At 50.7% G+C, this 14,361-nt stretch carries 14 protein-coding genes; 11 read left to right on the plus strand and 3 right to left on the minus strand.

What is annotated here, in order from left to right:
• The first annotated feature begins 11 nt into the window (after positions 1–11).
• The 10 genes from queA to thiL all read left to right on the plus strand — a co-directional run bounded on the left by queA (position 12) and on the right by thiL (position 9,449).
• Complete coding sequence (gene queA / locus ACMHKJ_RS14100; protein WP_413494844.1) at positions 12–1,088, plus strand: tRNA preQ1(34) S-adenosylmethionine ribosyltransferase-isomerase QueA; 1,077 nt, start codon at positions 12–14, stop codon at positions 1,086–1,088.
• A gap of 138 nt (positions 1,089–1,226) precedes the next feature.
• Positions 1,227–2,351, plus strand: coding sequence for a tRNA guanosine(34) transglycosylase Tgt (gene tgt, locus ACMHKJ_RS14105; protein WP_413494846.1), 1,125 nt, complete (start codon positions 1,227–1,229; stop codon positions 2,349–2,351).
• 101 nt (positions 2,352–2,452) lie between these two features.
• Complete coding sequence (yajC, locus tag ACMHKJ_RS14110; protein WP_067369879.1) at positions 2,453–2,788, plus strand: preprotein translocase subunit YajC; 336 nt, start codon at positions 2,453–2,455, stop codon at positions 2,786–2,788.
• Between the two features lie 33 nt (positions 2,789–2,821).
• Positions 2,822–4,669 (plus strand): protein translocase subunit SecD, encoded by a 1,848-nt coding sequence (gene secD, locus ACMHKJ_RS14115; protein ID WP_413494848.1) that lies wholly within the window; start codon positions 2,822–2,824, stop codon positions 4,667–4,669.
• Positions 4,670–4,679: 10 nt separating this feature from the next.
• On the plus strand, positions 4,680–5,648 hold the full coding sequence (gene secF / locus ACMHKJ_RS14120; protein WP_413494850.1) for a protein translocase subunit SecF: 969 nt from the start codon (positions 4,680–4,682) through the stop codon (positions 5,646–5,648).
• Positions 5,649–5,758: 110 nt separating this feature from the next.
• A complete protein-coding gene (gene nrdR / locus ACMHKJ_RS14125; protein WP_067369869.1) occupies positions 5,759–6,208 on the plus strand; it encodes a transcriptional regulator NrdR in 450 nt (149 codons plus the stop codon).
• 7 nt (positions 6,209–6,215) lie between these two features.
• Entirely contained in the window at positions 6,216–7,325 is a 1,110-nt protein-coding gene (gene ribD / locus ACMHKJ_RS14130) for a bifunctional diaminohydroxyphosphoribosylaminopyrimidine deaminase/5-amino-6-(5-phosphoribosylamino)uracil reductase RibD (RefSeq protein ID WP_413495004.1), read from the plus strand.
• A 121-nt stretch (positions 7,326–7,446) separates the two neighbouring features.
• Positions 7,447–7,917 (plus strand): 6,7-dimethyl-8-ribityllumazine synthase, encoded by a 471-nt coding sequence (ribH, locus tag ACMHKJ_RS14135; protein ID WP_067369864.1) that lies wholly within the window; start codon positions 7,447–7,449, stop codon positions 7,915–7,917.
• Between the two features lie 27 nt (positions 7,918–7,944).
• The gene (gene nusB / locus ACMHKJ_RS14140; RefSeq protein WP_413494852.1) at positions 7,945–8,361 is read left to right on the plus strand and encodes a transcription antitermination factor NusB; all 417 of its coding nucleotides are present in this window, start codon (positions 7,945–7,947) and stop codon (positions 8,359–8,361) included.
• 98 nt (positions 8,362–8,459) lie between these two features.
• The gene (thiL, locus tag ACMHKJ_RS14145) at positions 8,460–9,449 is read left to right on the plus strand and encodes a thiamine-phosphate kinase (protein ID WP_413494854.1); all 990 of its coding nucleotides are present in this window, start codon (positions 8,460–8,462) and stop codon (positions 9,447–9,449) included.
• Between the two features lie 76 nt (positions 9,450–9,525).
• Here thiL and dxs read toward each other — a convergent pair whose 3' ends face one another.
• From dxs to xseB, 3 genes are read right to left on the minus strand one after another with little or no spacing between them, the layout of a single operon-like run.
• On the minus strand, positions 9,526–11,394 hold the full coding sequence (gene dxs / locus ACMHKJ_RS14150; protein ID WP_413494856.1) for a 1-deoxy-D-xylulose-5-phosphate synthase: 1,869 nt from the start codon (positions 11,392–11,394) through the stop codon (positions 9,526–9,528).
• Between the two features lie 57 nt (positions 11,395–11,451).
• The gene (gene ispA, locus ACMHKJ_RS14155; RefSeq protein ID WP_413494857.1) at positions 11,452–12,369 is read right to left on the minus strand and encodes a (2E,6E)-farnesyl diphosphate synthase; all 918 of its coding nucleotides are present in this window, start codon (positions 12,367–12,369) and stop codon (positions 11,452–11,454) included.
• A 42-nt stretch (positions 12,370–12,411) separates the two neighbouring features.
• Positions 12,412–12,666: an exodeoxyribonuclease VII small subunit gene (gene xseB / locus ACMHKJ_RS14160; protein ID WP_413494859.1), complete on the minus strand. Its 255-nt coding sequence runs from the start codon at positions 12,664–12,666 to the stop codon at positions 12,412–12,414.
• 213 nt (positions 12,667–12,879) lie between these two features.
• On the opposite strand from xseB, the gene thiI reads away from it, so the two are divergent.
• Positions 12,880–14,328, plus strand: a complete 1,449-nt coding sequence (thiI, locus tag ACMHKJ_RS14165; protein ID WP_413494860.1) for a tRNA uracil 4-sulfurtransferase ThiI — start codon at positions 12,880–12,882, stop codon at positions 14,326–14,328.
• Positions 14,329–14,361: the final 33 nt, after the last annotated feature.

Genomic DNA, 14,361 nt, shown 5'->3' on the forward strand with positions numbered 1-14,361 from the left:
GCCGAGATTTTATGCGTGTTGCCGATTTTACTTTTGAACTGCCGGACGAACTGATTGCCCGTTACCCGCAAGCGGAGCGGAGCAAGTGTCGTTTGTTATCACTCGATGGCGTCAGTGGTGAACTGAACCACGGTATCTTCACCGATGTGCTCAATAAACTCAATCCCGGTGATCTGCTGGTATTTAATGATACCCGCGTAATACCCGCCCGGATGTTTGGTCGTAAAGCCTCCGGCGGAAAGATTGAAGTGCTGGTGGAACGGATGCTGGATGATCATCGCGTTCTGGCGCATGTCCGCGCATCCAAAGCCCCGAAGCCCGGCACAGAGCTGCTGCTGGGTGACGATGAAAGCGTGAAAGCGACAATGACAGTGCGTCACGATGCGCTGTTTGAAATCCGGTTTGATGATGAGCGGGATGTACTGACTATTCTGAATCAGATTGGTCATATACCGCTGCCGCCTTATATTGACCGCCCGGATGAAGCCTCTGATCGCGAGTTATACCAGACTGTGTATAATGACCGCCCGGGAGCCGTGGCAGCACCGACAGCCGGACTGCACTTTGATGAGCCGCTGCTGGCGGCACTGCGCGAAAAAGGCGTGGAAATGGCATTTGTCACGCTGCATGTCGGCGCAGGCACATTCCAGCCGGTCCGTGTGGATAAGATAGAAGAGCACATCATGCATTCCGAATATGCGGAAGTGCCGCAGAATGTGGTTGATGCTGTGCTGGCGTGTAAGGCACGGGGTAATAAAGTGGTCGCGGTCGGTACGACCTCGGTGCGCTCGCTGGAAAGTGCGGCGAAAGCGTCACCGGATGCACTGATTGCACCGTTCTTTGATGACACGCAGATCTTTATTTATCCGGGGTATGAGTATCAGGTGGTTGATGCCCTGATAACCAATTTCCATTTGCCGGAATCGACTCTGATCATGCTGGTGTCTGCTTTTGCCGGTTATCAGCACACGATGCAGGCGTATAAAGCCGCGATACAGGAACGTTACCGGTTTTTCAGCTACGGGGATGCGATGTTTATCAGCCGCGACCCGCAGGCGAAATTTGAAAAAGTCGGTCACGACGACTGATATACTGTACATTTGTATTATACGTGACGCGTAACGTACAACATAACATGTAGCATACATCCGGCAGATTTCAGCGACTGCTGACTGACTGCCGAAAATTACACACCACCAGACTGTTTTTCTGGTGCCGGAGGTTTTGTGAAATATGAACTGCAAACGACAGACGGCCGTGCGCGCCGTGGTCGCTTAATTTTTGATCGTGGCGTTGTTGAAACGCCGGCGTTTATGCCGGTGGGGACATACGGCACAGTGAAAGGGATGACACCGGAAGAAGTAAAAGAGACCGGTGCGCAAATCTTATTAGGTAATACATTCCACCTGTGGCTGCGTCCCGGTCAGGAAATTATGAAGCTGCACGGTGATCTTCATGATTTTATGCAGTGGAAAGGCCCGATTCTGACTGACTCCGGCGGCTTCCAGGTCTTCAGCCTGGGTGCGACGCGTAAAATTAAAGAAGAAGGCGTTCATTTCCGTAATCCGATCAACGGAGAAAAAATCTTTTTAAGTCCTGAGAAATCGATGGAAATTCAGTACGATCTCGGGTCTGATATCGTGATGATTTTCGATGAGTGTACACCGTACCCGGCTGATTGGGATTATGCGAAGCAATCCATGGAAATGTCCCTGCGCTGGGCACAACGCAGCCGTCAGCGCTTTGATGAACTGGAAAACCCGAATGCATTGTTCGGTATTATCCAGGGCAGCGTTTACGAAGATTTACGCGATGTCTCCGTGAAAGGGCTGGTGGAAATCGGTTTTGATGGGTACGCTGTCGGCGGTCTGGCTGTCGGCGAGCCGAAAGAAGACATGCACCGTATTCTTGAGCACGTCTGTCCGCAGATACCGGAAGACAAACCACGCTACTTAATGGGCGTGGGGAAGCCGGAAGATTTGGTTGAAGGTGTGCGCCGCGGTATCGATATGTTTGACTGCGTGATGCCGACCCGTAATGCCCGTAACGGACATTTGTTTGTGACGGACGGTGTGGTTAAAATCCGTAATGCCAGGTATAAATCAGATGTATCAACGCTTGATGCAGAATGTGATTGTTATACCTGCCGCAATTATACGCGTGCTTATCTGCATCATTTGGATCGTTGTAATGAAATCCTTGGCGCACGCTTAAATACCATTCATAATCTACGCTACTATCAGCGTTTGATGGCGGGTATCAGACAGGCTATCGAAGAGGGTCGTCTGGAAGCATTTGCCGCTGAATTTTACCAGCGGATCGGGAAACCCGTTCCGCCGTTAAGTGCGTGATTTTCCGGAAACGGGATCACCTGACGATACATAACATAGGCGATGTATCGTCAGCAGGTTTATCTGCCTGATAATTATGTGAATAACAAGAGGATAGTTTGATGAGTTTTTTCATTTCTGACGCAGTAGCATCGACAGGTGCGGCAGCTTCACAGGGCAGCCCGATGTCCCTGATTATCATGCTGGTCGTGTTTGTCCTGATTTTCTACTTCATGATCCTGCGCCCGCAGCAAAAGCGCTCTAAATCGCACAAGAGCTTAATGGACTCTATCGCTAAAGGCGATGAAGTGTTAACTACCGGTGGTCTGATCGGTCGTGTGGCTAAAGTGTCTGACACCGGCTACATCGTTCTGGAACTGAACGAAACAACTGAAGTAACCATCAAACGTGATTTCGTCGCAGCAGTTTTACCGAAAGGTACGCTGAAAGCGCTGTAATCTTTTATCTCTGATTTTCCCGAAGGGACTGCCGTGTTAAACCGTTATCCTTTGTGGAAGTATCTGATGCTGATCGCTGCGATCCTCATCGGTTTGCTTTATGCACTTCCAAACCTGTATGGTGAGGATCCGGCTGTTCAAATCACTGGCGCGCGGGGAACCGCCGCCAATGAACAGACCCTGGATCAGGTCCGAACCATCTTAGAAAAAGACCAAATCGCGAGTAAATCGATTGCACTGGAAAATGGTGTAATTCTTGCCCGTTTCTCAAATCCGGATATTCAGTTACGTGCCCGCGAAGAGCTGATGAAAGGCTTAGGTGAACAATATGTTGTTGCACTTAACCTGGCAGCCGCGACACCGAAATGGCTGAGCGCCGTCGGTGGTGAGCCTATGAAACTGGGTCTCGACCTGCGTGGTGGTGTTCACTTCCTGATGGAAGTGGATATGGAAACTGCGCTGGGTAAACTGCAGGAGCAGAATCTCGACAGTGTCCGTTCGACGCTGCGTGAGAACAATATTCCGTTTGCCTCTATCCGTAAATCGGCTGATTACGGCGTGGATGTCCGCTTCCGTGATGACGAATCACGTTCTGAAGCCAGTTCTGTTTTATCAAAACGCCTGCGTGATCTCGTCTTTAAAAACGGACCTGATAATACGCTGAGTGCGGTGATGAGCGGTGAGCGCCTGAGTGAAGCGCGCAGCTATGCTGTCATGCAGAATATCACTATCCTGCGTAACCGTGTGAACCAGCTGGGTGTTGCTGAGCCGTTAGTTCAGCGCCAGGGTGCGGATCGCATCGTGGTCGAATTACCGGGTATTCAGGATACCGCCCGTGCGAAAGAAATTCTCGGGGCAACTGCCACACTGGAATTCCGTCTGGTAAACAGTACGGTGGATCCGGCGGCGATTGAAGCCGGTCGTATTCCGGGTGACAGTGAAGTGAAATACACCCGTGACGGGCGTGCAGTTGCAATGTACAAACGTGTGATTCTGACCGGTGACCATATTACGGACTCCACTTCTCAGAGTGATGAATACGGACAGCCGCAGGTCAGCATCTCGCTGGACAGCGCCGGTGGTAACACCATGTCCAATTTCACCAAGGATAATCTGTACAAGCCGATGGCAACCCTGTTTGTTGAATACAAAGACAGCGGACGCAAAGATGCCAACGGGCGCTCTATCCTTGAGAAAAGTGAAGAAGTCATCAATATCGCGAATATTCAGTCCCGTTTAGGGTCGAGTTTCCGTATCACCGGGATTGATGATGGTAACGAAGCGCGTCAGTTATCACTGTTACTGCGTGCAGGTGCTCTGATTGCACCGATTCAGATTGTGGAAGAGCGGACTATCGGACCGACCTTAGGCCTGCAAAATATCGAGCAGGGTCTGGAAGCGTGTCTGTGGGGGCTGATGGCCTCAATTTGCTTCATGGTGATTTACTACCGCAAATTTGGTCTGATCGCGAGTAGCGCGTTAATGGCAAACCTTGTCCTGATTGTCGGGGTGATGTCGCTGTTACCGGGTGCGACGCTGACCATGCCGGGGATTGCGGGGATCGTCTTAACCCTTGCCGTTGCCGTCGATGCGAACGTACTGATCAACGAACGTATCAAAGAGGAACTGCGTAACGGACGTTCTGTCCAGCAGGCTATCCACGAAGGGTACAAAGGTGCGTTCTCAAGTATTATCGACGCAAACTTAACCACACTGATTACGGCGATTATTCTCTACGCAGTCGGTACCGGTTCGATTAAAGGGTTTGCGATTACGACAGCCATTGGTGTGGCAACCTCCATGTTTACAGCAATTATCGGAACACGCGCCATCGTGAACCTGCTGTATGGCGGTAAACGTATTAATAAGCTGTCTATTTAAGGAGCACGTTGTGGCACAGGATTATACTGTTGAACAATTAAACCATGGTCGCAGAGTCTATGACTTTATGCGCTGGGACAACGTGGCATTTACGATATCGGCTCTGCTGCTGCTTGCATCTGTTGCAATCATCGGCGTGAAAGGGTTCAACTGGGGTCTGGATTTTACCGGGGGAACGGTCATTGAGGTTAATTTCACTCAGCCGGCTGATCTCGATAAAATTCGTGAAACAGTCGCTCAGGCTGGTTTCAAAGATCCGCTGATTCAGAACTTTGGCAGCAGCCGCGATATTATGGTGCGTCTGCCACCTGCAGAAGGGACAGCAGGACAGGAACTCGGTAAAACTATTATCAATGTAATTAATACAAACATTGATGAAGGCGCTGTTGTTAAGCGTATCGAGTTTGTTGGCCCGAGTGTGGGTGCGGAACTGGCACAGACCGGTGCGATGGCACTGATCGCTGCTCTCATTTGTATCCTTCTTTATGTGGGAATGCGCTTTGAGTGGCGTCTGGCGATGGGGGCGGTTATCGCACTGGCGCATGACGTTATCATCACGCTGGGTATACTGTCGCTGTTTCATATTGAGGTGGATCTGACCATTGTGGCATCGCTGATGTCGGTTATCGGTTACTCCCTGAATGACAGTATCGTGGTATCTGACCGTATTCGTGAGAATTTCCGTAAAATTCGCCGCGGTACGTCTTATGAAATCATGAACGTCTCGTTAACTCAGACATTAAGCCGTACGATCATGACATCAGCAACAACACTGTTAGTGGTTCTGATGCTCTATATCTTCGGTGGTGCGATGCTGGAAGGCTTCTCATTGGTGATGTTGATCGGGGTTTCTATCGGTACGATTTCATCTATCTATGTTGCATCGGCACTTGCCCTGAAACTGGGGATGAAACGCGAGCATCTGATTATCCAGAAAGTCGAAAAAGAAGGCGCAGATCAGGAATCCCTGCTGCCGTAACTTCTGTCGCAAAAAACATAAAACACCCTGTATGTGTATGCATGCAGGGTGTTTTTTATGTATAAACAGGGTAAACTACCGTAACAGTTCATTGACCCGCAGGATAATTTATGCATTGCCCATTTTGTTCCGCCGTTGATACAAAAGTCATCGACTCCCGTCTGGTGGGTGATGGTTCTCAGGTACGCCGCCGCCGTCAGTGTCTGGAATGTCACGAACGTTTTACGACATTTGAAATCGCTGAACTGGTGATGCCGCGCATCATTAAAAGTGATGACAGCCGCGAGCCTTTCGATGAAGAAAAATTGCGCAGGGGAATGCAGAAAGCCCTGGAAAAGCGCCCTGTCAGCTCGGATAATATTGAAGATTCCCTCAGCCACATCAAATCACAGTTACGCGCCACGGGCGAGCGGGAAGTCTCTGCTAAGTTTGTCGGCGAACTGGTGATGGGTGAGCTGAAAAAGCTCGATAAAGTGGCTTATATCCGTTTTGCGTCTGTTTACCGCAGTTTTGAGGATATCCGTGAATTTGGCGAAGAAATAGCGCGGTTACAGGACTGAAAACATGATGCAATCCGATGAATTTTACATGGCGCGGGCGCTTGAATTAGCAGCGCTCGGGCGTTTTACCACAGCGCCTAATCCGAATGTCGGATGTGTGATTGTCCGCGATGGTGAGATTGTGGGCGAAGGTTATCACCAGCGCGCCGGTGAGCCGCACGCAGAGGTACATGCGCTGCGTATGGCGGGAGATAAAGCCCGTGGCGCGACCGCTTATGTCACGCTGGAGCCGTGCAGTCATCACGGACGCACGCCGCCGTGTGCGGAGGCGCTGGTTAATGCCGGTATTTGTCGTGTGGTAGCCGCCATGCAGGATCCGAATCCGCAGGTTGCCGGTCGCGGGTTGTATAAACTGCGTGAAGCCGGAATTGAGGTCAGTCACGGCGTATTGATGCAGGAAGCGGAAGCACTGAACAAGGGCTTTTTTAAGCTGATGCGTACCGGTTTTCCGTATATTCAGCTGAAAATGGCTGCATCGGTTGACGGCAAAACAGCATTAGCAAATGGTAAGAGTCAGTGGATCACCTCGAAAGCCTCGCGGCAGGATGTGCAGCAATTCCGCGCGCAGGCAGGTGCCATTCTGTCGACCAGCGCAACTGTGCTGGCAGACGATCCCGGTCTGACCGTCCGTTATGATGATTTTCCGCCGGCATTGCAGGCGGTGTATCCGCAGGAAGCTGTCCGCCAGCCGGTACGGATTATCACAGACAGCCGTCAGCGCGTGACAGCACAATACCGCGTAACACAATTGCAGGGCGATTGCTGGCTGGCGCGGACACAGTCTCAGCCGGATGAGTGGCAGGGGAATGTGGAAGAAATTATTCTGCCGGAAAACGGTACCGGGGTTGATCTGGTTCTGCTGATGATGCAGCTTGGCAAGCGCGGCATTAATACTGTCTGGACAGAGTGCGGATCTCATCTGGCGGGGGCATTGCTGAAAGCCGGGCTGGCAGATGAAATTGTGTTATATCTGGCACCGAAAATTCTGGGCAGCGGGGCGCAGGATCTCTTTACTCTGCCGCCGCTCACCCATCTGCGGGATGCACCGGAGTTCCGAATTGATGATGTTACGCAGGTGGGACCTGATATCCGCCTGCGGTTGATCCCTGTATATTAATCACTGAATTTACGCCGGAATTTAATTTTTATACCGGAGTTTGAAAAACACAGGCGCGGTAGTGCAAAGAATGTGGTAAAATCCGCGCCCCACAGTATGAAACTCGTAAGAAGGAAAGACTATGAACGTCATTAAAGGTGTTGTCAGTGCGCCCGGTGCGCGTATCGCCATCGCAGTCGCCCGCTTTAACAACTTCATCAACGACAGCCTGTTAGACGGCGCGGTTGATGCCCTTGAGCGAATCGGTCAGGTCTCCTCTGAGAATATTACAACGGTCTGGGTGCCGGGTGCTTATGAACTGCCGCTGGCAGTGAAAACACTGGCTGAAACCGGAAAATACGATGCCATTATTGCACTGGGAACTGTGATCCGCGGTGGCACAGCGCATTTTGAATATGTCGCCGGTGAATGCAGCTCCGGATTATCGGCTGTCGCCATGAACAGTGCTATTCCGGTAACGTTCGGGGTTCTGACAACCGAAAGCATCGAACAGGCCATTGAACGTGCGGGAACCAAAGCCGGTAACAAGGGAGCTGAAGCTGCCATGACCGCGCTCGAAATGATCAATGTGATTAAAGCCATCAAAGGCTGAATGTAGATTTAAGTCAAGGGGATATGTGTGAAACCAGCAGCTCGTCGTCGTGCTCGTGAATGTGCCGTTCAGGCGCTTTATTCGTGGCAGTTATCCGGCAATAATATTGCGGATGTCGAATTGGAATTTCTGTCAGAGCAGGATGTCAAAGACGTTGATATCGCCTATTTTCGTGAGCTGCTTTTCGGCGCAGCAACGAATGCAGTGCGTCTGGATGCACTGATGGCGCCGTTCCTCTCCCGTCAGCTTGAGGAGTTAGGTCCGGTCGAAAGAGCGGTTTTACGCCTGGCGATGTATGAATTAAGCTACCGTGAAGATGTCCCTTATAAAGTGGTTATCAATGAAGCTATCGAGCTTGCGAAAGTGTTCGGTGCGGAAGACAGCCACAAATTTGTTAATGGCGTGCTGGATAAAGCGGCACCCAATGCCCGTAGTAAAAAGTGATCATCTGACGCTTTCATGAACGGACATACATGAACTGATATAAAGAAGGCCGGTAAAACCGGCCTTTTGTCTTTTATCTGACCGTGGAATTTCTGATTATGGCCTGTGGTGAATTTGATCTCATCCGACGTTTTTTTGACCGGCAGCACTACTACCGCCGGGACGTCGAGCTGGGGATTGGCGATGACTGCGCACTGATGTCAGTGGCGGAAAAACAGCAGCTTGCTGTCAGTACCGATACCCTGGTCAGCGGCATTCATTTTTTACCTTCTGTCTCTGCCCGCGACCTGGCGTGGAAATCCCTTGCTGTAAATTTAAGTGATCTGGCCGCCGTTGGTGCAGATCCGGCATGGGTTTCACTCGCGCTGACATTACCCACAGTTGATGAAGACTGGCTGGGCGAATTCAGTGACAGCTTCTTTGAGCAGCTCAATTATTACGGTATGCAACTGGTTGGCGGCGATACCACACGCGGACCAATGAGTCTGACCCTGACCGTTCATGGTCTGGTGCCTGCCGGACGCGCCCTGAAACGTGCGGGTGCGCGTAACGGTGACTGGATCTATGTGACCGGTACTCTGGGTGACAGTGCTGCCGGGCTGGCTATTTTGCTGGAGCAATTACAGGTGACAGATCCGGCAGCCTGTGAATTTTTCCTGAAACGCCATCTGCGACCACAACCACGGATTTTGCAGGGACAGGCATTGCGTAACCTGGCAACATCCGCGATTGATCTCTCCGACGGATTGATTTCTGACCTCGGTCACATTCTCAAAGCCAGCCGCTGCGGGGCAAAAATCGATTTGGACATGCTGCCGCTGTCACCTGAAATGAAAGCGAATGTTGACCCGGAGCAGGCGCTGACCTGGGCACTGTCAGGCGGGGAAGATTATGAACTCTGTTTCACTATCCCTGAGATAAACCGGGGTGCGCTGGAAATGGCACTGGCTCATACGGGGGCGCCGTTCCGCTGCATTGGTCAGATGAAACCGGAAAGTGACGGGATACGCTATTTCAGTCAGGGCAAAGAAGTAACGCCATCACTGAAAGGGTTTGATCATTTTGCTGAGAAAGTGACGGCGGAATAATACAAACGCGGTATACCTGTAGTTACCAAAAAAAACCTGCCCCGCAGGTTTTTTTGTCTTAATTGGATGATATTAATCAAAATTTTGTTAGATAGGCTTCAATTGATTTCTGAATATGCTCAGCATCCAGCCCCATATCGCGACGGATTTCCTCCTGATCGCCCTGAGGAATATAGATATCCGGCAGTCCGATATTCAGCACCGGCACCGGTTTGTGCTGTGCCATCAGAAATTCATTTACACCACTGCCCGCACCACCCATAACCGCATTTTCTTCAATGGTAACGAGTGTGTCATGGCGTACTGCCATTTCCAGGATTAATGCTTCATCCAGCGGTTTGACAAAACGCATGTCAACAACGGTTGCATTCAGGTTTTCCGCGGCTTTCAGGGCTTCTTCCAGTAAGGTGCCGAATACCAGAATGGCTGTTTTTTCACCTTCGCGGCGCACAACACCTTTACCGATTTCAAACTCAGTGAAGGGTTGCAGAGTCGCACCACAGCCACTGCCACGCGGATAGCGGACAGCAACCGGACCTTTACTGTAGTGATGACCGGTATGGAGCATCTGGCGGCACTCGTTTTCATCGCTCGGGGTCATTATGACCATATTTGGCAGTGTGCGCAGGAAAGAGAGATCAAACGCGCCCTGGTGAGTCGGACCATCGTTGCCGACAATTCCTGCACGATCGATAGCAAACAGCACCGGCAGCTTCTGAATCGCCACATCATGGATAACCTGGTCATACGCGCGTTGCAGGAAGCTGGAGTAAATCGCCACTACCGGTTTGTAGCCACCGATAGCAAGACCTGCGGCAAATGTGACGGCGTGCTGTTCGGCAATCGCCACATCAAAATATTGTTCCGGGAAAGATTTGGAGAAGCGCACCATACCGGAGCCTTCACGCATAGCGGGGGTGATCGCCATCAGTTTAGGGTCGTGTTCTGCTTCTTCACATAACCAGTCTCCGAATATTTTGGAAAAACCCGGTTTTGAGGATTTGCTTTTCGGCAGTGCGCCGGTTGACGGATCAAACTGCGGCACAGCATGCCAGCTGATCGGATCTTTTTCGGCAGGTTCATAACCACGGCCTTTCTTGGTCATAATATGCAAAAATTGCGGCCCTTTCAGGTCGCGCATATTTTTCAGGGTCTGGATAAGTGACACCACATCATGACCATCGACCGGGCCGATGTAATTAAAACCCAGCTCTTCAAAGAAGGTGCTCGGAACAACCATTCCTTTAATGTGTTCTTCCGTTTTTTTCAGCAGATCTTTGATAGGCGGCAGACCGGAGAAGACTTTTTTTCCGCCTTCACGCAGCGTGGTGTAGAGCTTGCCGGAGAGCAGTTGCGCCAGATGATTATTCAGTGCGCCGACATTCTCGGAAATTGACATCTCATTATCATTGAGAATAACCAGCATGTCGGATTTGATATCCCCGCCGTGATTCATGGCTTCAAATGCCATACCTGCCGTAATTGCACCGTCACCAATCACACAAACGGTTTTGCGGTTGCGGTTTTCGCGGGCAGCCGCAACAGCCATCCCGACACCGGCACTGATCGAGGTCGAAGAGTGCCCGACACTCAGCACATCATATTCGCTCTCTTCCCGCCAGGGGAACGCATGCAGCCCGTTTTTATGGCGGATAGTGTCAATGCGGTCGCGCCGCCCGGTCAGAATTTTATGCGGGTATGCCTGATGACCGACATCCCAGATCAGATTATCAAACGGCGTCTGATAAACATAATGGAGTGCCACAGTCAGTTCGATCGTGCCCAGACCGGATGCAAAGTGTCCGCTGGAACGGCTGACACTGTTTAACAGATACTGCCGGAGTTCGTCGCAGAGCTTCGGTAAAGTCTCTTTCGGTAACAGACGCAAATCATCAGGCGTCTCAACGAGTGCCAAAGTCGGATATTTAGCGATATCAATACTCATGTAATGCTCACTAATTTTTATTAAAGTTTCTGAAAATGCCGGAACGTACCAGCAGTATTAGCTGTTGCGTTCAATCACAAAGTTAGCAAGTTCACGCAGGGTTGCCGTGTTGTAATGATGTTCTTCAAGTTGTGAAAGCGCAGTCAGTGACTCCTGATAAAGCACTTGTGCTTTATTCTGAGCCTCTTTTAAACCCAGTAGTGATGGATAGGTACTCTTTCCGTGAGCGGCATCACTGCCCTGGCTTTTTCCAATCACATCCGTATGACCGATGACATCCAGGATGTCATCCTGAACCTGAAACGCCAGGCCGATTGCCCGGGCGTAAGTATCGAGCGCAGGCAATACAGTATAGCCTGCTTCACCGGCGCCCATGGCACCCATGCGGACAGACGCACGGATTAAAGCACCGGTTTTATGGTTATGTATTTGTTCCAGCGCATAAATATCGACATTTTTACCTTCGGCTGCCAGATCAAGCGCCTGTCCGCCGCACATTCCGCTTAAACCGGCAGCATCTGCCAGTTCAGCAATCATTGCAAGACGATCGGCAGGACGGACATCGGGCATCGGGCGGCGGGCAAGAACAGAGAATGCCAGGGTTTGCAGTGCATCGCCTGCCAGAATGGCATTAGCCTCACCAAAAGCAACATGGCAGGTCGGTTTACCGCGTCGCAGAGTGTCATCATCCATGGCCGGTAAATCGTCGTGGATCAAAGAATACGCATGGATACACTCGACAGCTGCCGCCGGGGCATCCAGATTTTCGGTGGTAACACCAAACATCTCTCCCACCGCGTACACCAGGAAAGGACGCAGGCGTTTTCCGCCGAGCAGTGCGCCGTAGTGCATGGCTTTCCCCATGTCAGTTGCGGCGAAAGGCAGAGTGGTCAGAATATCGTCGAGGACACGGTCAATGTGCTCCCTGGTTTGCGCCAGTTGAGTGCGGAATGTGTCGGGTGTTTGTTCAGGCATGATTATTCTCATTCACACAGGTTGCAGCCGGAAACCGGGTTGTCAGTCTTCATCAGACGAAAAGTCGCTCAGCGGCGCATTTTCATCATCATTAAGCAGGATTTGCACCCGTTGTTCCGCCGCCATCAGGGTTTTCCGGCTGGTACGGGTCAGTGCGATACCGCGTTCAAATTCACCGAGCGCCTCTTCAAGTGGCAGGTTACCGGCTTCCAGGCGGGTGACAATCCCCTCAAGCGCATCAAGTGAGGCTTCAAAGGTCAGTGCGTCTGTTTTTGCAGCAGATGTTTTCTTTGTCATAGTCTGTTTTTCGCTGATGTTACATTTATGTCGCAAATAAATTCCAGTTTACACTTTCCGGTGAAAATTGTGGCCTTCATTTACGATTTTTACGGGGCAGATCGGGATATAGTGATATACTGCCGCCTTTCAATTTCATCAACGGAGATTGCCGCCGCTCTGATATCGGCCGCTCCGTCCCTTGCAAATCAATATGATAGCCATTAAACCGTTATGAAGTTTATCATTAAATTATTTCCTGAAATTACCATCAAAAGCCAGAGTGTGCGCCTGCGCTTTATTAAAATACTGAACAGTAATATCCGCAATGTGCTGAAAGATATTGCAGACGATGTGGCTGTTGTCCGTCACTGGGATTTTATTGAAGTCCGCGTGAAGAAAGAAGAGCTGGGCGAAGGGGTTGCTGACCGCCTGACCCGCATTCCGGGCATCCACCATATTTTACAGGTGGAAGATCGCGCATTCACAGACCTGCACAATATTTATGAACAGGCATTTGAGATGTACGGCGCATCACTGGAAAACAAAACATTTTGTGTCCGTGTAAAGCGCCGGGGCAAACATCCGTTTACCTCCAGTGAGGTAGAGCGTTATGTCGGTGGTGGTCTGAACCAGCATATTGCATCAGCAAAAGTGAAACTGACCCATCCGGATGTCACGGTGAATCTGGAAGTGGAGGACGATAAGCTGATCCTCGTGGTCCGTCGCCTGGAAGGTATCGGCGGTTTTCCTATCGGGACACAGGAAGAGGTGTTATCGCTGATTTCCGGTGGATACGATTCCGGTGTTTCCAGCTACATGCTGATGCGCCGTGGCTGTCGTGTGCATTACTGCTTCTTTAATTTAGGCGGTGCCGCACATGAAGCTGGTGTGAAACAGGTGGCTTATTACCTGTGGAACCGTTTCGGCAGCTCACATAAAGTCCGTTTTGTTGCAGTGAATTTCGAGCCGGTCGTGGCAGAAATTCTGGAAAATGTGGATGACGGTCAGATGGGCGTGGTACTCAAACGCATGATGGTGCGCGCGGCATCTGCTGTGGCACAGCGCTACGGCGTGCAGGCGATTGTTACCGGTGAGGCGCTGGGGCAGGTATCCAGCCAGACCTTAACCAATCTGCGTATGATTGATAACGCGACTGACACCCTGGTGCTGCGTCCGCTTATTTCTCATGATAAAGAAACCATTATCAATGTTGCCCGCGAAATCGGTACAGAGGATTTTGCCCGCGTCATGCCGGAATTCTGTGGTGTTATCTCGAAAAATCCGACAGTTAAAGCCATTAAAGAAAAAATCGAAGCGGAAGAAGAAAAATTCAACTTTGCGATCCTTAATGATGTTGTCGCTGCCGCGCAAAATATTGATATCCGCGAAATTACAAAAAATCCGCAGCAGCAGGTAACCGAAGTTGAGATGGTTTCAGTGCTGTCTGCCGCTGACGTGGTTCTGGATATCCGCTCGCCGGAGGAACAAGAATCACATCCGCTGGTGATTGAGGGCGTGGATGTCAGATTACTGCCGTTTTATAAACTCAGCTCACAGTTTGGTGATTTACCAAAAGAGACAGATTTTCTGTTGTACTGTGACCGGGGTGTGATGAGCCGTTTACAGGCGCTTTATTTGCTGGAGCAGGGTTTCACGAACGTAAAAGTGTATCGTCCCTGAGCCGTGAATAAATAAAATATCTGACCCCGTGCG

This window comes from Morganella psychrotolerans, from assembly GCF_965118875.1.
Taxonomy (GTDB): Bacteria; Pseudomonadota; Gammaproteobacteria; order Enterobacterales; family Enterobacteriaceae; genus Morganella; species Morganella psychrotolerans_C.

What these genes read in the sequence shown, in the direction of transcription:
- queA (WP_413494844.1), top strand. Translation starts at nt 12, where the DNA reads ATGCGTGTTGCCGATTTTACTTTTGAACTGCCGGACGAACTGATTGCC.
- ispA (WP_413494857.1), bottom strand. Translation starts at nt 12,369, where the DNA reads ATGCCTGAACAAACACCCGACACATTCCGCACTCAACTGGCGCAAACC.
- nrdR (WP_067369869.1), top strand. Translation starts at nt 5,759, where the DNA reads ATGCATTGCCCATTTTGTTCCGCCGTTGATACAAAAGTCATCGACTCC.
- ribD (WP_413495004.1), top strand. Translation starts at nt 6,216, where the DNA reads ATGCAATCCGATGAATTTTACATGGCGCGGGCGCTTGAATTAGCAGCG.
- xseB (WP_413494859.1), bottom strand. Translation starts at nt 12,666, where the DNA reads ATGACAAAGAAAACATCTGCTGCAAAAACAGACGCACTGACCTTTGAA.
- thiI (WP_413494860.1), top strand. Translation starts at nt 12,880, where the DNA reads ATGAAGTTTATCATTAAATTATTTCCTGAAATTACCATCAAAAGCCAG.
- thiL (WP_413494854.1), top strand. Translation starts at nt 8,460, where the DNA reads ATGGCCTGTGGTGAATTTGATCTCATCCGACGTTTTTTTGACCGGCAG.
- yajC (WP_067369879.1), top strand. Translation starts at nt 2,453, where the DNA reads ATGAGTTTTTTCATTTCTGACGCAGTAGCATCGACAGGTGCGGCAGCT.
- ribH (WP_067369864.1), top strand. Translation starts at nt 7,447, where the DNA reads ATGAACGTCATTAAAGGTGTTGTCAGTGCGCCCGGTGCGCGTATCGCC.
- dxs (WP_413494856.1), bottom strand. Translation starts at nt 11,394, where the DNA reads ATGAGTATTGATATCGCTAAATATCCGACTTTGGCACTCGTTGAGACG.